The sequence below is a fragment of the Rhodococcus sp. P4_C10 genome (assembly GCF_056402135.1).
Window position 1 is genome coordinate 141,675 of sequence record NZ_JBFUHZ010000007.1, and the last position, 26,288, is coordinate 167,962.

At 70.6% G+C, this 26,288-nt stretch carries 26 protein-coding genes and 2 tRNA genes; 16 read left to right on the plus strand and 12 right to left on the minus strand.

Translation table 11 applies throughout. The annotated features are described in order from the left end of the window. Positions 1-51: 51 nt before the first annotated feature. Entirely contained in the window at positions 52-498 is a 447-nt protein-coding gene (locus AC1DWC_RS06375; protein WP_477906651.1) for a DUF1579 family protein, read from the minus strand. A gap of 220 nt (positions 499-718) precedes the next feature. Here AC1DWC_RS06375 and AC1DWC_RS06380 point away from each other — a divergent pair, with 220 nt between their 5' ends. Together AC1DWC_RS06380 and AC1DWC_RS06385 are read left to right on the plus strand one after the other, a co-directional pair. Next, positions 719-2,608: an alkyl/aryl-sulfatase gene (locus AC1DWC_RS06380; protein WP_477906683.1), complete on the plus strand. Its 1,890-nt coding sequence runs from the start codon at positions 719-721 to the stop codon at positions 2,606-2,608. 74 nt (positions 2,609-2,682) lie between these two features. Continuing rightward, positions 2,683-3,642, plus strand: coding sequence for a DUF389 domain-containing protein (locus AC1DWC_RS06385; protein WP_477906652.1), 960 nt, complete (start codon positions 2,683-2,685; stop codon positions 3,640-3,642). Between the two features lie 6 nt (positions 3,643-3,648). On the opposite strand, the gene AC1DWC_RS06390 is transcribed toward AC1DWC_RS06385, so the two are convergent. After that, positions 3,649-4,389: an ABC transporter permease gene (locus AC1DWC_RS06390; RefSeq protein WP_477906653.1), complete on the minus strand. Its 741-nt coding sequence runs from the start codon at positions 4,387-4,389 to the stop codon at positions 3,649-3,651. Between the two features lie 77 nt (positions 4,390-4,466). Beyond that, a complete protein-coding gene (locus AC1DWC_RS06395; protein WP_477906654.1) occupies positions 4,467-6,512 on the minus strand; it encodes a TPM domain-containing protein in 2,046 nt (681 codons plus the stop codon). 151 nt (positions 6,513-6,663) lie between these two features. Between AC1DWC_RS06395 and AC1DWC_RS06400 the strand changes: the two genes are divergently transcribed. Next, on the plus strand, positions 6,664-7,341 hold the full coding sequence (locus tag AC1DWC_RS06400; RefSeq protein WP_477844507.1) for a YdcF family protein: 678 nt from the start codon (positions 6,664-6,666) through the stop codon (positions 7,339-7,341). Next, positions 7,341-8,621 (plus strand): deoxyguanosinetriphosphate triphosphohydrolase, encoded by a 1,281-nt coding sequence (locus AC1DWC_RS06405; RefSeq protein ID WP_477906655.1) that lies wholly within the window; start codon positions 7,341-7,343, stop codon positions 8,619-8,621. Before AC1DWC_RS06400 ends, AC1DWC_RS06405 begins: the two co-directional genes overlap by 1 nt. 10 nt (positions 8,622-8,631) lie before the next feature. Here the strand turns inward: AC1DWC_RS06405 and AC1DWC_RS06410 are convergent, their stop codons facing one another. Continuing rightward, positions 8,632-9,816, minus strand: coding sequence for a dipeptidase (locus AC1DWC_RS06410; protein ID WP_477906656.1), 1,185 nt, complete (start codon positions 9,814-9,816; stop codon positions 8,632-8,634). 78 nt (positions 9,817-9,894) lie between these two features. Here AC1DWC_RS06410 and dnaG point away from each other — a divergent pair, with 78 nt between their 5' ends. Together dnaG and AC1DWC_RS06420 are read left to right on the plus strand one after the other, a co-directional pair. Beyond that, on the plus strand, positions 9,895-11,811 hold the full coding sequence (dnaG, locus tag AC1DWC_RS06415) for a DNA primase (RefSeq protein ID WP_477906657.1): 1,917 nt from the start codon (positions 9,895-9,897) through the stop codon (positions 11,809-11,811). Between the two features lie 394 nt (positions 11,812-12,205). Further along, entirely contained in the window at positions 12,206-13,066 is an 861-nt protein-coding gene (locus tag AC1DWC_RS06420; protein WP_477906658.1) for an RNA-guided endonuclease InsQ/TnpB family protein, read from the plus strand. Between the two features lie 5 nt (positions 13,067-13,071). Here AC1DWC_RS06420 and AC1DWC_RS06425 read toward each other — a convergent pair whose 3' ends face one another. Beyond that, on the minus strand, positions 13,072-13,317 hold the full coding sequence (locus AC1DWC_RS06425; RefSeq protein WP_477844514.1) for a hypothetical protein: 246 nt from the start codon (positions 13,315-13,317) through the stop codon (positions 13,072-13,074). Between the two features lie 136 nt (positions 13,318-13,453). Here AC1DWC_RS06425 and AC1DWC_RS06430 point away from each other — a divergent pair. Further along, positions 13,454-13,526: transfer RNA gene (locus AC1DWC_RS06430), tRNA-Asn, on the plus strand. A 224-nt stretch (positions 13,527-13,750) separates the two neighbouring features. Continuing rightward, positions 13,751-13,824, plus strand: a tRNA-Ile gene (locus AC1DWC_RS06435). Positions 13,825-13,854: 30 nt separating this feature from the next. Here AC1DWC_RS06435 and AC1DWC_RS06440 read toward each other — a convergent pair. Beyond that, on the minus strand, positions 13,855-14,529 hold the full coding sequence (locus tag AC1DWC_RS06440) for a TetR/AcrR family transcriptional regulator C-terminal domain-containing protein (RefSeq protein WP_477906659.1): 675 nt from the start codon (positions 14,527-14,529) through the stop codon (positions 13,855-13,857). A gap of 139 nt (positions 14,530-14,668) precedes the next feature. Here AC1DWC_RS06440 and AC1DWC_RS06445 point away from each other — a divergent pair, with 139 nt between their 5' ends. Then, complete coding sequence (locus AC1DWC_RS06445; protein ID WP_477906684.1) at positions 14,669-15,652, plus strand: NAD(P)-dependent alcohol dehydrogenase; 984 nt, start codon at positions 14,669-14,671, stop codon at positions 15,650-15,652. Positions 15,653-15,656: 4 nt separating this feature from the next. Here AC1DWC_RS06445 and AC1DWC_RS06450 read toward each other — a convergent pair whose 3' ends face one another. The 3 genes from AC1DWC_RS06450 to AC1DWC_RS06460 form a co-directional block, all read right to left on the minus strand. Continuing rightward, the gene (locus tag AC1DWC_RS06450; protein WP_477906685.1) at positions 15,657-16,004 is read right to left on the minus strand and encodes an HNH endonuclease; all 348 of its coding nucleotides are present in this window, start codon (positions 16,002-16,004) and stop codon (positions 15,657-15,659) included. Between the two features lie 150 nt (positions 16,005-16,154). Beyond that, positions 16,155-17,255, minus strand: a complete 1,101-nt coding sequence (locus AC1DWC_RS06455; RefSeq protein WP_477906660.1) for a ParB/Srx family N-terminal domain-containing protein — start codon at positions 17,253-17,255, stop codon at positions 16,155-16,157. Positions 17,256-17,368: 113 nt separating this feature from the next. Beyond that, complete coding sequence (locus AC1DWC_RS06460) at positions 17,369-17,950, minus strand: TetR/AcrR family transcriptional regulator (protein ID WP_477906661.1); 582 nt, start codon at positions 17,948-17,950, stop codon at positions 17,369-17,371. 223 nt (positions 17,951-18,173) lie between these two features. Here AC1DWC_RS06460 and AC1DWC_RS06465 point away from each other — a divergent pair, with 223 nt between their 5' ends. Together AC1DWC_RS06465 and AC1DWC_RS06470 are read left to right on the plus strand one after the other, a co-directional pair. Then, positions 18,174-19,388 (plus strand): cytochrome P450, encoded by a 1,215-nt coding sequence (locus tag AC1DWC_RS06465; RefSeq protein WP_477906662.1) that lies wholly within the window; start codon positions 18,174-18,176, stop codon positions 19,386-19,388. A 326-nt stretch (positions 19,389-19,714) separates the two neighbouring features. After that, on the plus strand, positions 19,715-20,842 hold the full coding sequence (locus tag AC1DWC_RS06470) for an NDMA-dependent alcohol dehydrogenase (protein WP_477906663.1): 1,128 nt from the start codon (positions 19,715-19,717) through the stop codon (positions 20,840-20,842). Here the strand turns inward: AC1DWC_RS06470 and AC1DWC_RS06475 are convergent. Further along, positions 20,817-21,656 carry an alpha/beta fold hydrolase gene (locus AC1DWC_RS06475; RefSeq protein WP_477906664.1) on the minus strand — a complete coding sequence of 280 codons (840 nt, stop codon included), beginning with the start codon at positions 21,654-21,656 and terminating at the stop codon, positions 20,817-20,819. The genes AC1DWC_RS06470 and AC1DWC_RS06475 overlap by 26 nt on opposite strands. 117 nt (positions 21,657-21,773) lie before the next feature. On the opposite strand from AC1DWC_RS06475, the gene AC1DWC_RS06480 reads away from it, so the two are divergent. The 3 genes from AC1DWC_RS06480 to AC1DWC_RS06490 all read left to right on the plus strand — a co-directional run bounded on the left by AC1DWC_RS06480 (position 21,774) and on the right by AC1DWC_RS06490 (position 23,905). Continuing rightward, entirely contained in the window at positions 21,774-22,397 is a 624-nt protein-coding gene (locus AC1DWC_RS06480) for a TetR/AcrR family transcriptional regulator (RefSeq protein WP_477906665.1), read from the plus strand. Between the two features lie 23 nt (positions 22,398-22,420). After that, entirely contained in the window at positions 22,421-23,236 is an 816-nt protein-coding gene (locus AC1DWC_RS06485) for a serine hydrolase domain-containing protein (RefSeq protein ID WP_477906666.1), read from the plus strand. Between the two features lie 150 nt (positions 23,237-23,386). Beyond that, on the plus strand, positions 23,387-23,905 hold the full coding sequence (locus AC1DWC_RS06490) for a DUF3145 domain-containing protein (RefSeq protein WP_072845822.1): 519 nt from the start codon (positions 23,387-23,389) through the stop codon (positions 23,903-23,905). On the opposite strand, the gene AC1DWC_RS06495 is transcribed toward AC1DWC_RS06490, so the two are convergent. Then, positions 23,902-24,273, minus strand: coding sequence for a winged helix-turn-helix transcriptional regulator (locus AC1DWC_RS06495; protein WP_477906667.1), 372 nt, complete (start codon positions 24,271-24,273; stop codon positions 23,902-23,904). The genes AC1DWC_RS06490 and AC1DWC_RS06495 overlap by 4 nt on opposite strands. Positions 24,274-24,371: 98 nt before the next feature. Here AC1DWC_RS06495 and AC1DWC_RS06500 point away from each other — a divergent pair, with 98 nt between their 5' ends. Beyond that, positions 24,372-25,022 carry an NAD(P)-dependent oxidoreductase gene (locus AC1DWC_RS06500; protein WP_477906668.1) on the plus strand — a complete coding sequence of 217 codons (651 nt, stop codon included), beginning with the start codon at positions 24,372-24,374 and terminating at the stop codon, positions 25,020-25,022. A gap of 13 nt (positions 25,023-25,035) precedes the next feature. Beyond that, complete coding sequence (locus AC1DWC_RS06505) at positions 25,036-25,272, plus strand: hypothetical protein (protein ID WP_477906686.1); 237 nt, start codon at positions 25,036-25,038, stop codon at positions 25,270-25,272. On the opposite strand, the gene AC1DWC_RS06510 is transcribed toward AC1DWC_RS06505, so the two are convergent. Continuing rightward, on the minus strand, positions 25,188-26,015 hold the full coding sequence (locus AC1DWC_RS06510) for an alpha/beta fold hydrolase (RefSeq protein ID WP_477906669.1): 828 nt from the start codon (positions 26,013-26,015) through the stop codon (positions 25,188-25,190). The genes AC1DWC_RS06505 and AC1DWC_RS06510 overlap by 85 nt on opposite strands. Positions 26,016-26,288 lie beyond the last annotated feature (273 nt).

Here is a 26,288-nt window from a genome sequence, read left to right on the forward strand (position 1 = left end):
GGCTAGACCCGCACCGCCGGCGACCACCCGTCGAATCGTTGTCGGCGAGCGCTACGTCATGGCGGCGAAGCGCATGTCCATCCAGTGAATCCAGGCGCCGGAGTCGATCCGCCGCTCCCACCGCGCCGTCATGGACGACCGGTCCTCGGACGGCCGGAGGGTGCTGCGCATCCCGTCGCCGAGGAACGTCCACGATCCGTCCGTGTTCGGGCGCGCGGTCATCTCCCCGTACGCGCCGGAGCCGTCGAACGCCCGCATGGCGTACGTGCCGGTCTCGGCGTCGTGCTCGCCGATGAGCTCGAGGGCATGCACGTGGTCGTCGCCCATCGTGACGTCGACGCGATGGACGATCCATCTGCCGCCGGGCATCCACTCGTACTCGTCGGTGCCGTCGATCCTCGCGACAGGTTGCCCGTGCTCGTCGAGCACGGTGCCCGACGTCTGCCACCGTCCGACGATGCTCTCGAACGAGCGCATTGGGTCTGCTGTGAACGTCATGTGGTCCTCTCGTGGCGATCGGTGGGCTCCCTCGGGTAGACCGTCGGGAGCTCGAAATCTCATCGGTCCGGTCCGTGTCGTCACTCGACGACCATTCGCGGCGGTGCGCGGCGATGGCCGCCCAGGCCGTGCGCGACAAGGCGTGGTCGGGTGAGTGACCGATTCACCCCCCTCAGGTGAGGTGGGCGGGCGCCGGGCGTCGCAGCATGGCGACATGGTCATGACATCGAAGCCTGCATCCGAGTCCATTGTCCGACAGCAGAAAGTGCTGCTCGAGAGTCTGCCATTCTCCGACGCCCAGGATTTCGACGACGCCACCCGGGGTCTCGTCGCCCGCCGGGTCCCGAACGCGGTCACGGCCGAGGACGGAACGGTGCTCTGGGACAACGACACCTACGCCTTTCTCGAGGGCGGCGCCCCGGACACCGTGAACCCGAGTCTGTGGCGGCAGTCGAAGCTCAACGCGATAGACGGGCTGTTCGAGGTGGTCCCGGGGATCTACCAGGTGCGCGGCATGGACCTGTCGAACACCTCGTTCATCGAGGGTGACGACGGCGTGGTCGTCGTCGACACCCTGCTCTCCGAGGAGACCGGCCGGGCGGCGCTGGAGCTGTACCGCGAGCACCGGGGGGACCGCCCGATCAAGGCGATCGTCTACACCCATTCGCACGTCGACCACTTCGGCGGTGTCAGGGGCTTCGTGTCGCAGGAGGAGGTGGACACCGGCAAGGTGAAGATCATTGCGCCGGAAGGGTTCACCGAGCATGCCGTCTCCGAGAACGTCTTCGCGGGCACCGCGATGAGCCGGCGCGCCGGATACATGTACGGCGCCGCGCTCGCGCGCGGTCCGCAGGGCCAGGTCGGCGCCGGACTGGGACAGACGGTGTCCACCGGGACCGTCACCCTCATCGCCCCCACCGACATCATCACCACGACCGGTCAGGAGATGACCGTCGCCGGTGTCCGCATGGTCTTCCAGATGGCGCCCGACACGGAGGCGCCGTCGGAGATGCTGCTGTACTTCCCCGACTTCAAGGCGCTGTGCGCGGCCGAGGACGCCACGCACAACTTCCACAACCTGTTGACGCTGCGCGGCGCGGTGGTACGGGACCCGCACGGCTGGGCCGGCTACCTCACCGAGACCGTCGACCTGTTCGGCAACGAGGTCGAGGTCGTGTTCGCCTCGCACCACTGGCCGACCTGGGGCAAGGAGCGGGTGGTCGACTTCCTGTCCACCCAGCGTGACCTGTACGCGTACGTGCACGACCAGACGCTGCGGATGATGAACAAGGGCCTCACCGGGCCCGAGATCGCCGAACAGATCCAACTGCCCCCGTCGATCGAGAACGCCTGGAGCACCCGCGGCTACTACGGCTCCATCAGCCACAACGTCAAGGCGATCTACCAGCGCTACCTCGGCTGGTTCGACGGCAACCCGGCGAGCCTGTGGGAGCACACCCCCGTCGAACAGTCGAAGCGCTACGTCGACTTCATGGGGGGCGCCGACGCGGTCGTCGCGAAGGCTCGGGAGTCGTTCGACGCCGGCGACTACCGCTGGGTCGCGCAGGTGGTCAACCACGTGGTCTTCGCGCAACCGGACCACCCGCAGGCGAGGGAACTCCTCGCCGACACCTACGAGCAGCTCGGCTACGGGGCGGAGAACGGCACCTGGCGCAGCTGGTACCTCTCCGGCATGACCGAGCTGCGTGAGGGATCTTTCGGCACGCCGACCGAGACCAGCGCACCCGACGTCATCGCTCAGCTGACCCCGGCGATGCTCTTCGACGCCATCGCGATCCAGGTGAACGGACCGAAGGCGTGGGACGAGAAGCTCTCGATCGACGTCGTGCTCACCGACTCGGGCGAGCGGTACCGGCTGCGGCTCGCCAACGGGGTGCTGACCTACAGCACCCACGGCCAGAAGGACGAGGCCGACGCCATCCTGACCACCACCGCCCGGGCCCTGCCGGTTCTCGGGTTGGGCGGACTGTCGGCCGAGGGGCTCGCGAAGTCCGGCGCCGAGCTCCGCGGCGACGCCTCGGTCCTCGCCCGTCTCGCGGGGGTCCTGGACCCGGGCGACAAGAACTTCGCGATCGTCACACCGGCGTGAGTATCGGGCACCGCGGCGCCGGCGGTCCGTCGCCGCGGCGCACCGAGTATCGCTGGGAGAGGGCCGGATTGAAGATGCTGATTCCAGACACACAACGCCGCGATCTGGACGAACTGGACGATCGCCTCGACCTGGCCACCGGCGACCGCAGCGCCAAGCGGTCGGCGTTCTGGACGATGCTGGTCCTTTCCGGGCTGATCGCGGTCGCCGGCGTGGTGGGGGACTCCACCGCGACCGTGATCGGCGCGATGATCGTGGCCCCGCTGTCGACGCCGATTCTCGGAATCGGATTGGGCGTCGCCACCGGCCGGGGACGGCTGATCTGGCGCAGCGTCGTGATCGTGGCCCTCGGTGCGGTCCTCGTCGTCGTCATCGGTGCGGTGTTCGCCCAGTTGCTCCCCAATCCGACCGGTGTGCTCTCGAACTCGCAGGTCCTCGGACGGACCTCGCCGAACCTGTCGGATCTGACGGCGGCACTGGCGACCGGTCTGGTCGGGGCCATCGCGGTGGCGCGGCGGGACGTCGGTGACGTGCTGCCGGGGGTGGCGATCGCGATCTCGCTCGTCCCGCCGCTGGCGGTCGTGGGGGTCTGCCTCGGCTCCGACGCGCCGTCCCTCGCGCTGGGGGCACTCGTCCTGTTCCTGTCGAACGTCCTCGCGATGGTCATCACGGCGACCGGTGTCCTGGTGGTCGCCGGGTACGGCGCCGTGGACGGGCGGAGCGTGGGCAGGCGCGGCGGGGCCTACCTCGTCCTCGCGGTGGGCCTGGTCGTCGTCGCGGTGCCCATGGTGGTGAACACCCTGTCGTCGCTGTGGGCAGAGCAGATCAGCGAGGCCGGCGAGCGGTGGCTGGCGGACGTGCCGGGTGCGCAGGTGACCGACGTCAGTTGGCACGGTGACACACCGACCGTGTCGGTGCTCGGTCCCGAGGAGCTTCCCCCGATCAGCGAACTGCAGGCGGCGGTCGATTCCATCGTTCCCTGGGAGCCGGAACTGCAGGTGGTGCACACCGTGGGTGCGTGGATGACCGACTGACGCCGACTACCGCGTCACGATCGCCCGGGCGACCAGTTCCATCGTCATCGCGACCGCGCAGGTCTGCGCCAGCAGCAGGCCGACGAGAACCAGGATCTGCACCGCCCCGGCCTGCACGGCGGATCCGCTGGCGAGCAGCACACCCACGAACGCGCCGGGCAGCGTGACCAGCCCGACGGTGCGGGTCTGGTCCAGGCCCGGCAGCAGCGCGTCGGCGGCCGCGGACCGGATGACCTCCATGCGCGAGTCCCGCAGGCTCAGGCCCAGACTGAGCGCCGCCTCGACCTCGCCGTGGCGCTGGGCGATGGCGTCGAGAGACCGTTTGGCGGCCAGCGAGGTCGCGGTCATCGCGCCGCCGAGCACGATGCCGCCGATCGGGATGACGGCGACGCCCTTCAACGGGACCACCCCGCTGACCAGAAGCAGCGGCAGCACGGCCCCGACGCCGGCCGCCAGGGCCACGCTCAACCACGCCGCCGACCGTCCGGCGTCGGCCCGCCGCGCCGCGGTCACCGACGCGGCCGCGAACATCAGCGCCAGAACCAATGCCGCCGACCACAGGTGCGCCAGCGCGGCGGCCAGCACCACCGAGACGGCGGCCAACTGCGCGGCGCCGCGCAGCGCCGCCCGCGGTACCACCAGGGGATGGTCCAGCGCCGCGACCCGGTAGACCAACGCCGCGGCCAGCGCCATCACCGTGCACACCACGGCCAGGGCGAGACCGGGCTGGGCCAGCGAGGTGCTCACCGCTCCTCCTCTCCCCGGCGACCGCGCGTGGCCGACGGGTCCGCGGACCGGTCAGCGCCGCGCGAACGCGGCCGCGCTCAGAACCGTCCGCTGCGGGTGATCCGGCCGGAGCTGCTGGGCCCGCCGAACGAACCGGGGGAGCGGCCGCCGCCGCCCCCGCCGCCGCGGTTGCCCCAGCCGCCGCTCATGCCGCCGCGCATCATCGAGTCGATCAGGATGCCGCCGAGGATCGCGCCGGTGTTGCTGCCCGCGCTCTGCTGCGGCCGGCGGCTGGCCTCCCAGCGCTGCACGTCGGACTGGGCCTGCCGCATCGCCCGGGCGCCGAGGTCGCCGGCGGCCTGGGCGTGCTGCAGCGCCTTCGACGGGTCCGAGCCGGCCAGCTGGCGGGCGGCCTCGTAGTGCCGCTGCGCCTCGGAGAGCCGGGTCCGGGCCTCCGCGCCGACCGCGCCGCGCCGGGTGTTGACGAAGTCCGTCGCCGCGGTGATCTGCGCCTGCGCCGCGGTGAGGTCCTGGGTCAGCCGCGCTGCGGCCCGTTCGGCCTGCTGCTGCGCGTCCTGCGCGGCGGCCAGGATGATGTCCAGCTCGCCGTCCACCTTCGCGATCTCGGTGAACGCGCCCAGCGGGTCGTTGTGCTGGTCGGCCTCGGCCCGGGCCAGCGCGGCCTCCGCGGCGGCCTTCGCCTGCGCCAGCCGCTCGCCGCCGAACTCCGCGAGCCCGACGGCCGCCGCGACGTCCTTGCGGGTCTCCTCCATCGCCGCGGGCAGTGTGGCGATGGCGTTGCGGATGTCGTCGGCGGCGTGGTCGACGCCGTCGAGCAGGTCGCGGACCTGGGTGACGGCGCCCTCGGCCGCCCGGATGGCGGCGACCGCCGGGCCCTGCTTGCCCGCGGGCAACGCGGTGGCGGCGCGGCCGGCGGTGATGTTCTGGTCCGCGAAAGCCAGCTGCTGGCGGGCGAGGGTCACGTTCTCGGCGACCGGCGCCAGCACCGGCGCCGGGAACTCGGTGCGCAGGCCCTCGAGCACGGTCTCCGAGGCGGGGATCCGCACGGTCAGCTCCACCACCTGCTGGGTGAGGGCGTCGAGGCGGGCCGGGGCGTCGATCAGCAGGTCGCGCATCCCGTCGAACTCGGCGACCTGCGAGTTCAGTTCGGCGTCCGCCTTGCTGCAGGTGGAGATCAGGGTGACGAGCATGTCCCGCTGCTGTTCCGGCGTCTCGGGCACGTCGTCGTCGAGCCGCTGCCGGATGGTGAACGCCGATGCGAGCGCGGTCTTAGCGGACTCGAAGGCCGCGGTGAACGGTGCGGTGGCGTGCTCGCCGAACTCGCCGGTGGCCAGGTTCAGCTCCTCCTCGCTGGTGCGGACCGCGTTGTCCGTCTCCACCAGCACCTCCCGGGCGCGGGCGTCGAGCGTGGTCAGCGGCAACGCGGCCACGGCGACGGGGTCGGTCCAGTCCACGTCCCGCGCGGCGTCGATGCCGGCGCGGATCCGGTCCTTCTTCTTGCGGCGGGTGTACAGCACGGTGCCGCCCGCGCCGACGATCACCACGGCGCCGGCGACCAGCAGGTACTTCGCGGTGCCGGACGAGCCGGAGCTGCTCATCGCGTCGGACAGTCCGCCCGCCGCCGCGATCGCCGCGCCGGACCAGTCGTCCTCGCGCAGCGCCGGCACGATGCCGTCACGTTCGATGCTGTCGAGCTCGGAGGAGGTCACGTTCTTCAGGTCCGAGGGCGCGTCGAATGCGTACGCGCGGTCGTCGGTGGCGATCGCCAGCAGCACGTCCTGGCTGCCGAGCCCGCTGGTCTGCGCGGTCTTGGCGGCCCAGCTGTCGGCGTCCATGCCGTCGAAGCTGCTGACGTAGGCCACCCACAGCTGCACGTGCTGCTCGTCGAAGAGGGTGTCCAGCGCGGAGCGGACGTCGGCGCGCTGGGTGTCGTCGAGGACGCCGATCCGGTCCGAGATCTGCCCCGGCATCCGGAACGGCGCCTCGGCCGCCGCGAGCCCGGGCAGGGTGAGCAACCCGAGCAGGGCCGCGACTGTGGTCAACACCGCCGCGAGTGAGAAGCGGGCGAACCCGGCCCGGTGGTCGGCGTGTCGAGCGCGAGCGCGCGGCTGTGCGAATGCCATGGGGATGAATCTATCGGGAGGGGGCGACTTCTCGCTGTCGTCACCGCCGCGACCGGCGAGCCACGCCGACGGTCGCGGTCCAGCGGCTCGACCGGCGCCGAACGGGCGCGCCGGGCCACGCGCCGCGCGCGGTTGCTGGCAGACTTACGGAGTGAGTTCAACAGCACTGGTCGAGCGCGACGCCGACCGACTCGGGTTCGGCGGCACCCTGGCCCGGTGGACCCGCCGTTTCGTGGCCGGGTCGATCCTGATCGCGGTGGTGCTGGTCGGCGGGACCGCGGTCCGGGTGTGGCAGGTGGCCCGGATCAGCGACGTGACCCCGGCCGACGCGATCGTGGTGCTCGGCGCCGCCCAGTACTCCGGGACCCCGTCGTCGGTGTTCGCGGCGCGCCTCGAGCAGGCCGTCAAGCTCTTCGACAAGGGCGTCGCGCCGAAGGTGGTCACCGTCGGCGGCAAGCAGGTCGGGGACGTCTACACCGAGGCCGCGTCCGGGAAGAACTACATGATCGGCCGCGGCGTGCCCGCGGACAGCATCATCGCCGTCGAGGAGGGTTCGGACACCCTGCTCAGCGTCGAGGGCGTCAGCCGGGTGATGGGCGAGAACGGGATGACCTCGGCCGTGCTGGTCAGCGACCCCTGGCACTCGCTGCGCGCCCGGACCATGGCCCGCGACGCCGGGCTCGAGGCCTGGACCGCGCCGACCCGGCAGGGGCCGGCGGTGTTCACCCGGGAGTCGCAGGCGCACGGCATCATGCGGGAGACCGGCGCGCTGCTCTGGTACCAGCTCACCCACTTCTCGGCCGACTTCCCGTACACCGCGGTGCAGTGATGAACGGCGAACCGGTGACCGCGGTGTACCGCCCGCACGACGTGGACCGCCGCGTCGTGGAGGCGCCGAAGGTCGGCGGGCTGCCCGGCACCTCCGCCCGGCGCAGCGACTTCGCCCGCGACCGCGCCCGGGTGCTGCACTGCGCCGCGCTGCGCCGGCTGGCCGACAAGACGCAGGTGGTGGGCCCGCGCGACGGCGACACCCCGCGCACCCGGCTCACCCATTCGATCGAGGTCGCGCAGATCGGCCGCGGCATCGCCGACGGCATCGGCTGCGACCCGGACCTCGTGGACCTGGCCGGCCTGGCGCACGACATCGGGCACCCGCCCTACGGGCACAACGGGGAGAAGGCGCTCGACGAGGTGGCCGCGGACTGCGGAGGCTTCGAGGGCAACGCGCAGAACCTGCGGATCCTCACCAGCCTGGAACCGAAGGTCCTCGACGCGGACGGTCGCAGCGTGGGGCTCAACCTCACCCGGGCGGCCCTGGACGCGGCCGTGAAGTACCCGTGGACCCGGCCGGCGCCCGGCGCGAAGTTCGGCGCCTACGAGGACGACGCGGAGATCCTGGAGTGGGTGCGCGAGGGCGCGCCCGGGACCCGCCGCTGCCTCGAGGCGCAGGTCATGGACTGGGCGGACGACGTCGCCTACTCCGTGCACGACGTCGAGGACGGGGTGATCGCCGGCCGGATCGACCTGCGGGCGCTGGCCGACCCCGCCGAGCAGCGCGCGCTCGCGGAGATGGGTGCCTCGGAGTTCCGCGGGCTGGTCGTCGGCGAGCTGGTCGAGGCGGCGAAACGACTCTCGGTTCTGCCGGTGGTCGTCGGCGTCGGCAGCTACGACGGCACGCTGGCCAGTTCGGTGGCGCTGAAGAACCTGACCAGCGAGCTGGTCGGGCGGTTCGCGACCGCCGCGGTCACCGAGACCCGGGCCGTCACCGGCGGGGTGCCGCTGTCCCGCTACGACGCAGACCTGGAGATCCCGCCGATCGTGGCGGCCGAGGTGGCGCTGCTCAAGACGGTCGCGCTGCGGTACGTGATGTCCGACGCCGGGCACCGGACCCGGCAGGACCGCCAACGCGACCGGATCCACCGGGTGGCGCAGTGGCTGCTGCGCACCGCGCCGTCCGGGCTGGACCCGCTGTTGCTGCCCGCGTGGGAACGGGCCTCCGACGACGCGGCGCGGACCCGGGTGATCGTCGACCAGATCGCGTCCTACACCGAGAGCCGGCTCGAGCGGGTGGACAAGCAGAGCCTCGGTGCGCAGGCCGCCTGGGGCTAGGCGCGGAACGCTACGGCAGCACCTCGGCCATCACCCGCAACGTGTTTCCGCCCATGATCGCCCGGATCTCGTCGTCGCTGCGGCCGCGGTCGCGCAGCTCCTGGGTGATCACCGCGATCTGGCTGGTGTCCCAGGCCACCGTCGTCGCCCCGTCGTAGTCGCTGCCGAGCGCCGCGGTCTCGAGGCCGCCGACCTCGATCACGTGCTCGATCGCGTCGACCACCGCGGCGGGGGTCAGCTCGCACACCGCCGCGTCCCAGTAGCCGATCCCGACCACGCCGCCGGTGGCCGCGACGCCGCGGATCTCGTCGTCGGTGAGGTTGCGGTTGACGTCGCACGTCGCCTGCACACCGCCGTGGCTCGCCACGACGGGCCGCGTCGCCCGCTCGAGCATCTCCTTGATCGCCGGGTGGCTCGCGTGCGCGATGTCGACGATGACCCCGCGCCGCTCCATCTCCGCGAACACCGTCCGCCCGAGGTCGGTGAGGCCGCCCTTCTCCTCGCCGTGCATCGAGCCGGCCGTCTCGTTGTCGAAGAAGTGGGTGAACCCCGCCATCCGCATGCCGGCGTCGTAGAGCTGGTCGAGGTTCCCGGCGTCGCCCTCGAGGTTCTGCAGGCCCTCGACGGAGAACAGCGCGCCGGTCACGTTCTGCCCGGCCGTCCGGTCCTCGAGCACGCTGGCCAGGTCGGCCTTCGTGCGGACGAGCCGCAGCTGCCCGTCCGAGTCCGCGGCCGCCTTCTCCAGCTTCTCCGCGTGGTAGAGCGAGCGCTGCAGCAGGGAGCCCCAGGTGCGCGGCGGCTGCAGCTGGGCGACCGTCAGCAGCTCGATGTTGTCGGTCTGGTCGGAGTTGGAGTCGTAGTTCTGGTTCTTCGGCGACTTCGACACCGACGAGAACACCTGCAGCGCGACGTTGCCGTCCTGCAGGCGGGGCAGGTCCATGTGCCCGCGGCTGGACCGCTTCAGGATGTCGCGGTCCCACATCAGGGTGTCCGAGTGCATGTCGGCGATCTGCAGACTGTCGTGCAGCTCGCGCGTCTGCGCGCTGACCTCCGGCAGGTCGGCGGCGACGGTCTTGTTCATGCTTCGCTCGACGGCGCCGGGCGCGATCGTGAAGAAGCCGACCACGGCGACGACGCCGAGGACCAGCGAACCGACCAGGATGGGACGCAGCCACCTGCGCTTCGGAGACGACATGACGCGAATCCTAAGGTGTGCGTCACGGATCGACCCTGAGCTGACGGGGTGTGGCGGCGCAGGCCCTAGACTGGCCCAGTGGCGGGCCGAATTTCTGAACGAGACATCGCGGCCATTCGCGACCGGGTACACATCGAAGACATCGTGGGGGAGTACGTCGCGCTCAAGCGCAGCGGCGGCGACTCGATGAAGGGCCTGTGCCCGTTCCACGACGAGAAGTCGCCCTCCTTCCACGCCCGGCCCAACCACGGGACCTACCACTGCTTCGGCTGCGGCGAGGGCGGCGACGTCTACTCGTTCCTGCAGAAGATCGAGCACGTCTCCTTCGTCGAGGCCGTCGAGCAGCTGGCGGACCGGGTCGGCTACACCATCTCCTACGAGGGCGGCGGGCCGTCGGTGCAGCGCGACCGCGGCACCCGGGCCCGGCTGGTGGCCGCCAACGCGGCGGCCCAGGAGTTCTACGCGGCGCGGCTGCGCGAACCCGACGCCGAGACCGCCCGCGAGTACCTCACCGGACGCAACTTCGACGGCCAGGCCGCCGTCACCTTCGGCTGCGGGTACGCCCCTGACGGCTGGGACACCCTGACCAAGCACCTGATGACCAAGGGGTTCGAGGCCAAGGAGATCATCGACGCCGGGCTGGCGACGCCCGGCAAGCGCGGCACCCCCATCGACCGGTTCCGGCGGCGGCTGGTGTGGCCCATCCGCAATCTCGGCGGCGACGTGATCGGGTTCGGCGCCCGCAAGCTCTTCGACGACGACACCATGCCCGGCAAGTACATCAACACGCCGGAGACCATGCTGTACAAGAAGTCTCAGGTGCTCTTCGGCCTGGACCTGGCCAAGCGGGAGATCGCGAAGGGCCACCAGGCGGTGATCGTCGAGGGCTACACCGACGTGATGGCCATGCACCTGGCCGGGGTGAAGACCGCGGTCGCGGCGTGCGGCACCGCGTTCGGCGAGGACCACCTGGCGATGCTCCGCCGACTCCTGATGGACGACAGCTACTTTCGCGGCGAGGTCATCTACACCTTCGACGGCGACGCGGCCGGCCAGGCGGCGGCGCTCAAGGCGTTCGAGGGCGACCAGAAGATGTCCGGGCAGTCCTTCGTCGCGGTCGCGCCGGACGGGATGGACCCGTGCGAGCTGCGGCAGGCCGCCGGCGACGCGGCGGTCCGGGACCTGGTGGCGCGCCGGATCCCGATGTACAAGTTCGTGGTGAAGTCGCTGCTCACCGAGCACGACCTCGAGACCAGCGAGGGCCGGGTCGAGGCGCTGCGCCGCACGGTACCGGTGGTGGCCCGGATCAAGGACGAGGCGCTGCGCGAGGACTACGCGCGTCAGCTCGCGGGCTGGGTGGGCTGGGACAACATCCCGACCGTCATCAAGCGGGTCCGCGACGAGGCGCGTCGCAACTCGCCGCGCAACGCGGCCCGGGGTCGGCCGCAGCAGTCCGGGTCGTTCGCCGAGACGCCCGCGCCGGCCGCCGACGGCCCCGCCGCACCCGCCCGCCCGAACCCCAAGGACCCGTCCCTGTGGCCGCAGCGCGACGCGCTCAAGGCGGCCCTGCAGTACCCGGCGATCGCCGGGTCGGTGTTCGACTCGCTGCCCGTCGAGACGTTCAGCCACCCCGCCTACGTGATGATCCGTCAGGCCGTCGCCGACGCCGGCGGGACCGGGGCCGGCCTCGGCGGCGCCGAGTGGATGGAGGCCGTGGGACGGTTGGTGGAGCCGCTGCAGTCGCTGGTCACCGAGCTGGCCGTCGAGCCGATACGGGCCTCCGACATGGCCGACTACATCCCGCGGGTGCTCGCCCGGCTTCAGGAGGTGTGGGTGGGCCAGCAGGTCGCCGACCTCAAGTCCAAGCTGCAGCGGATGTCGCAGGCCGACCACCCCGACGAGTACATGTCGCTCTTCGGCGACCTGGTGGCGCTCGAGCAGTACCGGCGCAGCCTGCTCGAGCAGGCGGTCGGGGACAACTCGGAGGACCTCTAGCTAGTTCCGTGCCCCCGACGGGAGCCGCTACCCGAATTGGGGCGGATGCTCCGTCATTCACGGAGGACGTGAAGACCCACGCGGGAGGCCCGCCAGGACCGAGTGCGCTCTGGACACGATGGTGTGACTGACCGGTGTGCAGCCGGTGGGGGGGTGTCGGTGGCTGGTGTCATGACCGGTGGGTGCAGCTCCGATACCGGTACCGCCTGAACCCCACGGTGGGGCAGCAGGAGGCGTTGTCGCGGGCATTCGGATGCGCTCGGGTGGTGTTCAACGACGCGATCGCCGCACGCGAGCACGCCCGCCGCGACGGGTTGCCATATCCCACGGACGCGGAACTGTCGAAAGCCCTCACCGCGGCCAAGAAGACTCCGGAGAGGTGTGGTTGGCCGGGGTGTCGTCGGTGGTGCTGCAGCAGGCTCTCGCGGACGCGAACACCGCGTACCGCAACTTTCTCGCCTCGATCACCGGGAGACGCAAGGGCCCGAGGGTCGGTGCGCCGCGGTTCCGGTCCCGCCGCGATCATCGGCAGGCTGTCCGGTTCACCCGCAACGCGAGGTTCCGGGTCACTGCTGGTGGGAAGCTGCGGCTCCCGAAGGTCGGGGACGTGAAGGTCCGCTGGTCCCGGGAACTGCCGGCCGAGCCGTCGTCGGTGACGGTCATCCGGGATGCGGCGGGCCGGTACTTCGCGTCGTTCGTCGTCGACGTCGCCGCCGAACCCCTGCCCGAGGTGGACTCGGAGGTGGGTATCGACCTCGGACTGACGACGTTCGCGGTGCTCTCGGACGGGAAGGTCATCGAGTCCCCGCGGTTCTTCCGCCGCGCGGAACGCAGGTTGCGGACGGCGCAGCAGACCCTGTCCCGGAAGGAGAAGGGGAGCAAGAACCGGGCGAAGGCCCGAAGGAGGGTCGCACGCGCACACGCCCACGTTCGGGATGCTCGACTTGATTTCGCGCACAAGCAGTCCACGACCCTGATCCGCGAGAACCAAGCGGTGTTCGTCGAGGACCTGTGTGTGAAGGGGTTGGCCCGCACCCGCCTGGCGAAGTCCATGCACGACGCCGGCTGGGCCATGTTCACCCGCATGTTGGAGGAGAAGGCCGGCCGTCCTCGCCGCCGGACGGGCGGAGAGGCGAAACGCCTGTGGAGAGACGGTAAGACTCCCCGCCTGGTGTGGAGCACGACTCGACGAAACAGGAACCCACCGAGAGCGCCGATCGGCGCTGGTAGGGATCACCGGCCTTCAGGCCGGTGAGGACGTCAAAGGCGTTCGCGCGGCACGTAGATGGTGGTGTCGGGTTCGGTGTCGATCTGCTTGAGCGGCTCGAGCTTCGGCTGGGTGCTGAGGCTGTCGGAGAGCTTCTGACGGCTCACCTCGATGACCTTCTTGGTGGCGGGGCTGCCGGCCACGGCCTTGGCGGCCCGGCTGATCTGTTCGTAGCGCGCCCGGCCTGCCTTGCTTCCCAGCACGTAGCCCGCGGCGATACCGATCAACAAGCGCATCATTTCCTGCTTTCCTCCCCGACGAACGGCCTGCCCACAGTGTGCCTGACAACGCGTTGGGCAGGCGATTTGGCACCTGGGTGGGGTTATGGGTTAAAGTCTCTCTGCAGCCAAACGGAAACGGGAGGCGCTGAAGTAATCCCCTGTAGCTCAATTGGCAGAGCTTCCGACTGTTAATCGGACGGTTACTGGTTCGAGTCCAGTCGGGGGAGCACACTGAGAAGCCGGCCACCAGGATCACCTGGTGGCCGGCTTCTTTTGTGTCGGGGGTTCGCCCGGTTCGGGCTGTAGTTTGAGATGTGACGAGGATCACCTTCTCGGTGGGCGGTCGCGGCGGTCGTACGCCCGGATGGGTAACCGCACCCTGCTCTCGTGCGAGTCGCGGGGGCCGGTAGCATTCTGCTCTGCAGTCCGCCGGCGTCGCCCGTGCGGAAATGGGGCGGTAGCTCAGTCGGTTAGAGCCGTGGACTCATAATCCATTGGTCGCGGGTTCGAGCCCCGCCCGCCCCACTTCGCCCGGTGTTCACTCCGGGGCCGGTTTCACCGGGTCGCGCGTCGAGCGCGGTCGAGACCGTCGAGTATCAGGTCGAGCCCGAACTCGAATTCGTTGCCGTAGTCGTAGCCGGGCGCCAGCACGTGCTCGACCGCCAGTTCGGTGAGGTGCGGGTACTCGTCGGCGGTGGATTGCGCGAGGATCGCATGCGCGACCTCGGTGGTCTCCTCCGCGGTGTCGAACGGCAGGCTCGCCTCCTGTAGTGCGAATCCGTAGACGTAGCTGTCGATGACCGAGAAAGCATGCGCCGCCATTGCGATCGAAAAGCCCTCTCCCCGAAGGGTTCCGATTACGGCGTCGTGGTGTCGCAGGGTCGAGGCGCCGGGGTTGGTCCGCGAGCTCATCAGCGCGGTGGCCCAGGGGTGGCGAGAGAGTGCGTCGCGGGCCGAGGCTGCCCGACGGAGCATGGCGCCTCGCCAGTCGGCTCGTCCGTCGGGGAGTTCGATCTCGCCGAAGACGCTGTCGACCATCCCGTCACGGAGGTCTTCCTTGTTGGCCACGTGGTTGTACAACGACATGGCCTCGACGCCGAGTTTCGCGCCGACCTTGCGCATGGTGACCGACTCGATCCCCGTCGCGTCGGCAATCGCAACGGCCGCGCTCAACACCTGCGCCCGGTCCAACCGGGCCCGGGGCGTTGGTGCGCCGGATGACTTCCCCATCTGTCCCCAATCTCGAAGCTGTCCCCGAATCTTGCGGGACTTACAAAGTAAGCGTAATACTTACGACGTAAGTCTATCTCGCGGGCGAGAGTGCCTACGAGTGGATCCGGCAGACGGAATACGACAGGCCGTGGCGGAGATGACAACGATGAAGGCGATCGTCCAGGACGAGTACGGCGAGGCCGGCGCGGTCTTGAGGCTGGAAGTGATCGACCGTCCCGCGATTGGTGACGACGAGGTGCTGATCGGGGTGCGGGCCGTGGGGGTGGACCGCGGCCTCTGTCACATCATGACCGGACTGCCCTATCCGGTTCGCCTCGCGGGCTACGGGATTCGCGCGCCGCGGACGCGGGTGCGAGGACGCGAACTGGCAGGGGTCGTCGAGGCGGTCGGCACGAAGGTGACCCGGTGGCGGCCAGGGGACGAGGTGTTCGGCATCGCCGAGGGCGCATTGGCCGAGTACGCGCGGGCCGCGGAGGCCGCGCTCGCACCCAAGCTGGTGGCCCTCACGTTCGAGCAGGCAGCCGCCGTCCCTGTCTCCGGGCTCACCGCACTGCAGGCCGTTCGTGACCACGGGCGGGTGAAGCCCGGGCAGCGGGTGCTGGTCGTCGGGGCCTCGGGCGGGGTCGGGACCTTTGCGGTCCAGATCGCCAAGGCGTTCGGGGCCGAGGTCACCGGCGTCTGCAGCACGGCGAAGGTCGACATGGTCCGTTCGATCGGCGCGGACCACGTCATCGACTACCTGGTCCGCGACATCGCCGAACCGCCGACGCGGTACGACGTCATCCTGGACATCGGCGGGCATCGCTCGCTCGCACACCTGCGGCGGGCGCTCACGCCGAGGGGAACCGTGGTCATCGTGGGATCCGAGACGACGGGCCGGTGGCTCGGCGGTACGGACCGCCAGATCCGCGCACTCCTGTTGTCGCCCTTCGTCCGTCAGAACCTCCGCACGTTCGTCGCGTCGGAGAACTCGGACGACCTCGTGGTTCTCACGGAGCTCGTCGAGGCGGGCAAGCTCACCCCCGTTGTCGGCAGGACCTTTGCGCTCGATGACGCCGCCGCGGCCGTCACCTGTCTGAGCGAGGGGCGTGCCCGAGGTAAGACGGTCGTGACGGTGTGACCTCTCAGCCCTGACGGGTGCTCTCTGCCGGGGTCTGAGCGTCGTCGTCCGGCGGATTCGGGAAGCGCGCGCTCATTGCCGAGCCGATCTCGTGAAGCCGCAGCAGGAAGGCCTTCTCGTCGTGTCCCTTGCGGCGCATCCAGGCGGTGACCTCGCCGTTGCACTTGCTGGAGTTGCACGAGGCGCAGGCCGGCACGATGTTGCCCAGCGTGTAGCGGCCGCCTCGCGAGATCGGCAGGACGCAGTCGCGCTGCAGCGGTTGGTCCCGGGCGCCGCAGTAGGCGCAGCCGTTCCATGCCTCCTGTAGCGCGGTCCACTGCGGGGCGGTGAGGTCGTGCTCGACGAGGTCCATCCGCCGCTTGCGTCGCCGCGCGTACCTGGACTTGCGGCTGATCGCCATGGCCGCACTCTACCGTCGCTGGGCACGGCGAAGGCCCCGGCACATCGCTCCGGGGCCTTCGTCGTCATGCGGACACCGCCGATTCTCGGGCGGTGACGGCGCCTACTTCCCGTGCGCCGCCTTGTATTCCAGTGCGTACGCGATCTTGCCGGGCTTGCCGTCGGAGTACGGCTTGGACACCTTGGCGAACTCGCCCTTGTCCTCGGCCTTACCGTCGTTCCACTCCGCCAGGACGCCGAGCTGGCTCGCGGTGAAGCCGGCGTCGACCACGGCGCCGGCCGGAAGGGCCGTCTGCGCCTTGGTGACCCGCTTGACGGTGTCGAGGTAGCTGGCGAGCTCGCGCGGGTTCCAGCCGGTCAGGTCGGCGGCCTGGGTGTCGCGAAGCCATGCGCCCCAGTAGAACTCCTGGAACGGGATGGTCCCGGCGGTGAAGCCGATGTCCCGGGCGAAGTACATGAGGCTGCGGTACCGGTCGTCGGCGAAGTTGGCCAGGCCCACCCCGGCGGGGAGGCCGGCGACCGGGACCTCCTTGCCGTCGACGTCGCGGTTCCAGACCCACCCGTTCTTGTGCATCTCGGCCCAGAAGGCGTTGCCCGACAGGGCGCTCAGGTTGCCGAGCACGCGCAACCGCACGTGCACGTCGGGACCCTCGGTCTCGTAGAAGGAGGTCAGGGTGTGGTGGCCGTCGGTCAGGTAGAGCTTGCCGGCGGGGCCCACCACCACGGTCTTCATCGGCGCGATGGACTCCGCGGTCTCCTGGCCGACGGGCAGCTCGCAGGCGAACGACCCCGGGTCGGAGATCTTGGCGGCCGGGGTCGCCGACACCGCCTTGACCTGACCGTTCGCCTCGCACCAGTCGTCGAACTTCTTGTTGATCGGGTCCTTGCCGAGGGTGTACCGGCCGAGCTTGTAGTACACCTCGTCGTACCCGAGCGAGGGCTGGGTGGCGCGCACGTCGCCGATCCGGACGTCGACGAGGTCGCCGGCCTCGGCGCAGCGGTAGGGGGAGTCGGAGAAGCCGGCGGCCGACCCGCTCGACGAACCGTTGGGGAGCAGGTCGGACAGGCTGCCCGCGGAGGGCCCGCAGGTGGGCGAGTTCAGGTCGGGTCCGGCGAGGGCGGTCCCGGTGGCGCCGAGGGTGCCGGCGCCGACGAGGACAAACGCGGCAAGCGTCGTGAACGCGCTGCGTGGGGTGAGGGGCATGGGTGGGTGATCTCCTGGTCGACGGGGGAAGTGCGAGTCACCTTGATCTGCCCCGGTGGCCGAGCGGCCGACCGCGGGTGGACCGCCGTCGACGGTCCCGTGAACGGTCGGCGCTACCGGAACGCCGGTTCGACGAACCGCTCGACGGTCCGCCGCTCGACGGCCGGGTCGGCCGCGGGCAGCGCCAGCAGCGACATCACCACCCGCACGATCCACTGAGCGGCGTCGTCGTCGGGCGCGATGCCCGTCAGCGCGGTGGCGATCCGGCCGAGGTCCGGTGACGACGCCAGGTAGTCGTCGCCGCGTCCGGGCCCGGAGTGGGCGAACCAGGCGGCCAGCGCCGGGTCCGCGCGCACCGCCGCCACCGAGACCAGGATCGCCTCGACGATCCGCCGCGACCCGGTCAGCGGCGCCACCGCGGCGGCGACCCGCTCGGCCACCGTCTCCGCGGCGGCCGCGACCACCGCGCCCACCAGGGCGGACTTGCCGCCGACGTACCGGTAGAGGGTGGCGCGGGAGCATCCCGCCCGCGCCGCGACGTCCTCCACGCTGACCTGGTCGAGGCCGCGCTCGAGGAACAGTTCGGCGGCGGCGCCCCGGATCCGCGCGATCGCGGCGGCGCGCCGCGGGTCCGTGCCCAGCCAGTCCTGCCGACGGTGCGACGCGTCCACCAGGCCCCCGATCCTCTGTCTCACGGTCGTCTCATGCGTGAGACGAGATTGCGGGTGAGTCTAGGCGCGGCGCCGGCCGGCGTGGCGCTGAGCAGCGGCGGGCCGGGGCGCCGCCGGGCCGCTGAGACGCCCGGCCCGGGCGGTGCTCGGGCGTCGATCTCAGCCCGTTTTCCCTGCTTGACAGGGCTGCGGCGAGGGTGAACGGTGGTGAATCTGTAACGGGTTCTACTACTGCTGGGAGTCGCCGATGACCGCGTTGCCGCTCGACGGGATCGACATCTTCGACCCGGCGAACCTCGACGACCCGAACCCGCTGTACCGGTCGCTGCGCGAGAGCTCGCCGGTCCACCGCGTCCCGGGCACCGACTTCTACCTCGTCTCCACCTGGGACCTCGTCACCGAGGCGACCGCCCGCGTCGCGGACTTCTCGTCCAACCTGACCGGCGTCCTCGTCCAGCAGCCGGACGGGCCGCCGGTCACCTTCGACATGGACGGCGGCGGGCGGGCCGTGCACGTGCTGGCCACCGCCGACGACCCCACCCACGGCCGTCACCGCAAGCTGGTGCTGCACACCCTCGGCAAGCGGATCCGGGCGCTCGGGCCGACCGTCGACCTGCTGGCCGACCGGTTGTGGGCCGAGGGACTGCGCGACGGCCGGATCGACTACGCCGCCGACATGGCCGACAAGCTGCCGCTGGCGCTGATCGCGCACCTCGTCGGCCTGCCCGAGCAGGACGTGCCGCAGCTGCTGGCCTGGGCGTACGACAGCACCGAACTGCTCGGCGGGGTGGTCACGGGGGACCGGCTCGGTCAGCTCGTCGCGTCGTCCGTGGAGCTCGCCGGCTACCTCCACACCCACTTCGTCGCGGCCAAGGCGGACCCACGCGACGACCTCATGGGCGTGCTCGCGGCCGCCTGCCGGGCCGGGGAGCTCACCGACGACGTCGCGGTTCTGATCCTGATCCAGCTGGTCGGCGCCGGCGGCGAGTCGACGGCGGGGCTGATCGCCAGCGCCGCGCGACTGCTCGCCACCCGCCCGGAGGTGCAGGAGCGGCTGCGCGCCGAGCCCGCGCTGGTCGACGCCTTCCTCGACGAGGCGCTGCGGCTGGAGTCGCCGTTCCGCGCGCACCACCGGCACGTCGTCTCCGACGCCACCCTCGGCGGGGTCGCGCTGCCGGCCGGCAGTCACCTGCTGCTGCTGTGGGGCGCCGCGAACCGGGACCCGGCGCGGTTCGAGCGTCCGGACGAGATCGTCCTCGACCGCTCGAGCATCCGCGCGCACCTGGCCTTCGGCAAGGGCGCGCACTTCTGCCTCGGGTCGGCGCTGGCCCGGATGGAGGCGCTCGCGGCGATCACCCTGCTCCTCGACCGCAGCGCCGACGTCGGGCTCGCCGGCGATGCGGCGTGGGTGCCCAGCATCTTCGTGCGGCGGCACCACAGCCTGCCGCTGCGGATCGGCTGACGCGGCGCCGGGGCGGTTCGTACCGTGGGGCCGCCTTCGCCATGGAGTCCCTCGCCCACGAGTGTGTTCATCATCTGCACGATGTGCGAGGCTGACGAACGAGCGTCCAGTTCGAGGCCGGAATCCCGCCCTCCGGGGGCTGCCGACGCGCCGGAAGTTCGGCGGGTGCACCCCCGTTGAACTGCGCGTTTCCTTCTTCGTTTCACCCTGATACGAAATTCGCCTAGAACGTGTTCCAATTTGGCCGGATTCCGGCTATCGTGTGCCGTGTGATCACCGTCACCTCGATCACGACAAGCTGACGCGGACGAAAGGCCAGAACGAATATGAAGACTAAAGGCGCGCTGTTGTGGGGACTGAACGAGCCGTTCTCGGTCGAGGAGATTGAACTCGGTGATCCGCGGGAGGGCGAGGTCCAGATCCGCATGGAGGCGGCCGGGATGTGCCACTCCGACTACCACCTCGTCACCGGCGCCACCCCGCTGCCGTCCTTCCCGGTCCTGGCCGGGCACGAGGGTGCGGGCGTCGTCACCAAGGTCGGCCCGGGCGTCAAGAGGCTGAAGGAGGGCGACCACGTCGTCCTGTCCTTCATCCCGGCCTGTGGCTCATGTGACCCGTGTACGCAGGGTCACCAGAACCTCTGCGACCTCGGCATGGGCCTGCTCACCGGCGAGTCCATCTCCGACGGCTCCTTCCGCATCCAGGCCCGCGGCCAGAACGTCATCCCGATGTCCCTTCTCGGCACGTTCGCGCCGTACATGACCGTGCACGAGTACTCCGCGGTCAAGATCGACGAGCACATCCCGTTCGAGGTCGCCGCGCTCGTCGGCTGCGGCACGACGACGGGTTGGGGCTCGGCGACCAACGTCGCGCAGGTTCGTCCGGGTGACTCCGTCGCGATCGTCGGCGTCGGCGGCGTCGGCATGGCCGCGCTGCAGGGCGCGGTGGTCTCCGGTGCACGCCACGTCATCGCCATCGACCCGGTCCCGTTCAAGCGCGAGCAGGCCCTCAAGTTCGGTGCCACCCACGCCTATGCGAGCCTCGAGGAGGCCATCGTCCCGGTCATGGAGCTGACCTGGGGCAAGATGTGCCAGAAGGTCATCCTGACCATGGGCGAGATGGACGGCGCGCTGGTGGACCCGGCGCTGACCCTGACCGCCAAGGCCGGCACCTGCGTCGTGACCTCCATGGGCAACATGTCCGACATGGACGTGAAGATGAACCTCTTCCTCTTCGCGATGCTGCAGAAGACGCTCAAGGGCAACGTCTTCGGTGGCGCCAACCCGCGTCACGAGATCCCGATGCTGCTCGACCTGTACAAGTCCGGTCAGCTGAACCTGCAGGACATGATCTCCAACACCTACAGCCTCGAGCAGATCAACGAGGGCTACCAGGACATGCTGGACGGCAAGAACCTCCGCGGCGTCATCAAGTACACCGACGCGGACCACTAGACCTCGCACCACTCGACGGCGCCGGGCAGCTCATTCGCTCGAGCCGAGCGTCCGGGATGTCGGCCGCCAGCCTGCGGCCCAGGTCGAGGCCGAAGACGCGGTCGTCGGCGCCCCAGACGAGCAACGCCCCGCCGGTGAAGGTGCGCAGCTGCTGCGCGGCGGCCAGGGTGTGCGAGGCATCGATCCCCGCCATGAACTTGACGGTGTCCCGGCGCAGCACCCGGTCCCGCAACGGTCGGGTCCAACCGGCGATCACCCCGTCGCTGACCCCGCGATGGCTGAGCGGCCGGGGAATCGCGAAGCGTCGCGCCGCCCGCGTCCGCATGAGCTGCCCGCCGAGGGCGAGGACGCCGGGTGCCCGGCCGAGCGCGAAGAAGACGCGCAGCGACCGGGGCGGAAACTGCTCGTAGGCATCGCAGGCGGTGAGGATCAGCGTCCGCACGAGATCGGGATGGCGGGCGGTCAGGATCTGGCTCAGGCCGCCGCCGGTGTCGTTGCCCACCACCGTGACCTGGCGGAGCCCGAGCTGCCCGACCACCTCGGCGGCGAGGTCGGCCAGTGCGGGTGGGTTCAGATCGGCGTCGTGTTTCATCGGCCGGGTGTGCGAGCCGAGGGGCAGCGTCGGCAGCAGGCATCGGTAGCCGAGGGCGGCGGCCCGGTCGGCGACGCCGTCCCAGAGGTGACTGTCGACGAGCGCGCCGTGCACGAACAGCAGCGGGCTGCCGGTCGGGGCGCCGACCTCGCGCAGATGGACCGGGCCCGCGGTGGTCTCGATCCAGCGTTCCGTTTCCAGGTTGGTGCCGCTCTGCGTCATGTCGGGCTCCCTGTATTGAAAGTGGATTCAATAGCAAACTCGACGGTAGCCTCTGTTGAACGCCATTTCAATAGTGTTCGAGACCTGGAGTGAGCGCGACCGAGGGGAGGGGCGCCGATGCCCGAGCAACGCACCCGGCTGACGACCGGGCAGCGTCGCGCCGAGCTGATCGAGGCGACCCTGCGTGCGCTGTCCACCCGGGAGCCGGAACGGCTTTCCGTGCAGGAGATCTCGGCGGAGGCCGGGGTGTCCGTCGGGCTGCTGTACCACTACTTCGGCGGTAAGGACGCGCTCGTCTTTGCGGCGATGGAGTCCGCGGCGGACAAGATGATCGCGGACCTGACCGCGGCCACCGGCGAGGGACCCCTGCTCGGCCGGCTGACGGCCGGGCTCGGGGCCTACCTCGATCACGTGCAGCTGCACAGCGTCGGGTGGCAGGCCTTGATGCGGGCCGGTGGGAGTTCGGGCCTCGCCGAACTGGGGCGCCGAGTGGACGCGGCCTCGTTCGAGCTGATTCTCGATTCGCTCGGCATCGATACGCCGAGTGAGATCGCGGTCATGGTGATCGAGGGCTGCCTGGCGTTCGAGAAGGCCGCGTGCCTGCGGTGGCTGGCGAGCGCGGACGTCGAGCGGGCGACGCTCGAGCAGGTGCTGGCCGGCACGTTCCTGGCCGCACTCCAGTCGGCCTCGGGTGCGGATCCGGCGCTGGCGGCAGGGCTGGCCAGGCTGGCGGAGGGCTGAGGGCGGTCTCGTAGGCTGGCCGGGTGCAGAGCCTCAATGCGATCGCCCAGTGGCCCGTCGACCATGCCGCCGCGGCGGTGATCGGACCGGACGGCCCGATCGGGGTGGCGGGGGAGCAGGACCGGGTGTTCGCCCTGGCGTCGGTGACCAAGCCGCTGGTGGCGTACGCGGTGCTCGTCGCCGTCGAGGAGGGCGCCGTCGAGCTCGACCAGCCCGCCGGACCGCCCGGGTCCACGGTGCGGCACCTGCTCGCGCACGCCTCCGGCCTCGCGTTCGGCGAGAACGTGGTGGCGGCCCCGCCCGGCGCCAAGCGGATCTACTCCAGCGCCGGCTTCGAGGTGCTCGCGGACCTGGTCGCCGCCGAGAGCGGGATCGAGTTCCCCGAGTACCTGCGCGAGGCGGTGTTCGCGCCGCTGGGCATGACCGCGTCCACGCTCGAAGGCCCGGCCGGGCACGGCGCCCGCTCCACGGTCGCCGACCTGTCCCGCTTCGCCCGCGAACTGCTGCGCCCGACCCTGCTCTCCGAGCAGACCGCCGCCGACGCGACCGCGGTGCAGTTCCCCGGACTCGACGGCCTGCTGCCGGGCTACGGCTCGCAGCGGCCCAACGACTGGGGGCTCGGGTTCGAGATCAAGGGCGGCAAGGCGCCGCACTGGACCGGCGCCGCGAACTCGCCCGCCACCTACGGGCACTTCGGACAGTCCGGCACCTTCCTGTGGGTCGACCCCGCGCGGTCGCTCGCGTGTGTGGCGCTGGCGGACAAGCCGTTCGGGGACTGGGCGAAGCAGGCCTGGCCGCCGCTGAGCGACGCGGTGCTCGCGGAGGTGTCCGGACCGTAGCCGAGAAGGCGCCGGACCGTCGGCCAACTGCCGGTTACTTGTTCGTGATGCGTAAAGCTGGCCCCTGGTGCACACTGATACCTCGAAAGCGCGTGGAGCCGACACGAGGTCGTTGGGGAAGACGTCCCTCGTCGAAGCTGGAGGTATCCCGTGCACGCGTTGAATCAGTTCGCTGAAGGCACGAATGGTGTACTGCACGTGCACTCTTCGCCCGCGGCCGTATGCCCGCACGTCGAGTGGGCGCTGACCGCGACCCTGGACTGCCGGGCCAATCTCAAGTGGTCCTCCCAGCCCGCCTCGCCAGGACTGCTGCGCGCGACCAGCAACTGGACGGGGCCGGTCGGCACGGGCGCCAGGCTGGTCAACGCGCTGCGACCCTGGCCGATGCTGAGGTTCGAGGTGACCGAGGACGCCAGCGAGGGCGTGGACGGCGAAAGATTCAGTCATGTACCGGGACTCGGGCTGTGGCACGGGTCGATGAGCGCCAACGGCGACGTCATCCTCGGCGAGATGCGGCTCCGGGCCATCATCGCGGCGCACCGGGACACCGGCGACCTGGCGTCGGAACTCGATGTCGCACTCGGCTCCGACTGGGACACTGAGCTCGAGCCCTACCGCAGCGGCGGCGAGGGCGCGGAGGTCACCTGGCTGCACCGCGACGTCGGTTAGGCGCCGGCCCGCAACTCGTGCGCGGCCCGGGCGTCGCGGACCGCGTCCTGGTGCTCGCGGGTCCACGCGCAGGCCGCCGCCATCGGCTCGAACAGCGACCGCCCGAGCGCGGTGAGCTCGTACTCGACGCGCGGCGGGATCTCCGGATACGCCGTCCGGGTGAGCATTCCGTCGCGCTCCATCGCCCGAAGCGATTCGGTGAGCACCTTCGGGCTGACCATGTGCAGCGGGACCTGCAGCTCCGAGAACCGGCGGGGAGCCTCGCGCAGGCACGCGATGATCCGCGCGGTCCACTTGTCGCCGATCCGGATCGGCGCCGGACCCGACGCGCAGTCCGCGAACATGTCCCGCTCGAGTCGATTGCTCACCTGGTCAGCGTAACTATCGTTGCGGTAACCGGCACCCTCCTCGCTACCTTCGCGGCATCGGCCGGCGATCGTGCCGGCCCCGTCGAACGGAGCCCCACATGAGCAGGATCATCATCTTCGGTGCCGCCGGTCGTGCCGGGCGTCGCGCGGTCGCGGAGGCGGTCGCGCGCGGTCACCGGGTCACCGCCGTGGTCCGCGACCTCGACCGCGCGCCGCACTCCGGGCTGGCCGACGTGACGGTGCGGCCCGGGGACGTCACCAGTGCCGACAGCGTGGCCGAGCTCGCGGCCGGCCACGACGTCGCGATCAGCGCCGCGGCGCGCATCGACGTCCCGTCGACGGAGTTCTACGTCGCCGCCGCCCGGGCCCTCGTCGACGGCCTCGGTCGCGCCGGGACCGGTCGCCTGGTGACCCTCGGGATCGGCACGATGCTCGAGACCGCGCCCGGTGTCCGGGTGCTGGACGACCCGGAGTTTCCCGCGCCGGCCCGGGAGTTCTCACTGGGCCACGTCGCGGAACTCGAGGTGCTGCGGACCGTCGACAGTCGACTGGACTGGGTGATGCTGGCCCCGCCGCCGATCGTCCTCGACGAGGCCGCCGAGCGCACCGGTCGCTACCGGATCGGGGGCACCGCGGTGCTCGGGAGCGTGGAAGGTGAGCCGGCCTTTTCGTACGCCGACCTGGCGGTCGCCTTGGTCGACGAGGCCGAGCGCACGGGGGGCCGCCAGGAGCTGGTTGCCGTCGGCTGAGCGCGACCGGCCGATGCTCCCGTCCTCCGGCAGCCGGAGCGGGCGTCCGTTTCGCGACGACCGTCGGGTCTTCGAGGGCAGCGTGCACCGGTACCGCGCCGGCAATCCCTGGCGTGACGTGCCAGCCGAATTCGGTCTATCCGGTCCTGGGCGGAGCGATGGAGCTCATCTCGTTGTTGACGGCCCGGCGCCGGCCAGGAATTCTACGAGCAGACGGTTGATCTCGTCGGGCCGCTCGAGGTATCCGTAGTGGCCGCAGTCGGCGATCTCTTCGTATCGAGCGCCGGGGATGGCGTGGGCGACCTCGCGGCCGTATGTGGGTGGTGTCATCCGGTCGTCGGCGAAGCCGATCACCATGGTGGGGACGACGATGCGTGAATAGTCCTCGAGCCGGTTGCGTGATCGGTCCATTCCGAGTTGGGCGCGCACCCCCGCCGTGGTTCGAGGCGCAGCGGAGAATTCGAAGATGTCGAGCCATTCCTGCGCCTTGGCGGGGTCCTCGAGTGTCCGAGGAGACAGGTGCAGGAGCGCGTTCACTGCTGCGGCATATTTCGGTGGCAGTTCCACCGCCTGGTCGTGGAGGCCCTGGCGCCCCAGATTCAGTGTGCTTTCGATCGGATGGGGTCGTCCGGTGGCGGCGAGCACGACGGCTCTGGAGACGAGGTCGGGGCGGGCAAGGGCAAGTTCTTGGACCACGCGTGCTCCCATCGAAATGCCGACGACGTGCGCCGGCGCACCGTCGAGGTATTCGATCAGCGCAGCTGTATCGGCCGCCAGATCGTCGATGCTCATGTCGTCGGCGCCTTCGTCCGACGGCGCGATGCCGCGGTTGTCGAAGGTGACGACCCGGAATCCGGCTTTCACCAAGGCCGGCACTTGGTAGGTGTTCCAGACGCGGCCGGGGCTACCGGACCCCATCACCAGAACAACCAGCGGCCCGGTGCCGGTGACGTTGTAGTTGAGTCGGATTCCGTTGAGGGTGGCGATGGGCATGCGTGAGTGGTCCTTTCGTCGGTCACACGGTGGGGCGCCTCGTGGCGCCTCGTGGCTGTTCTCGTTCGATGCGGAGGGGCTCTTGCGGCTGCGCCGGTGGGTCGATCCGAGCGTGCCGACCAGGGCGATCGTGCAGAGGGGCGCTCGGCGGTGCGTCGTCTTCGCGGCGATGAGCGCCGCCGCTGCGGGCGTTCTCCGCTGCTGCTTCTGGTGTGTGGTTCACCTGTCAGTCCTTTGTCATGTGTCGGGCTTTGGGGGCGCCAGTTCGGCCTG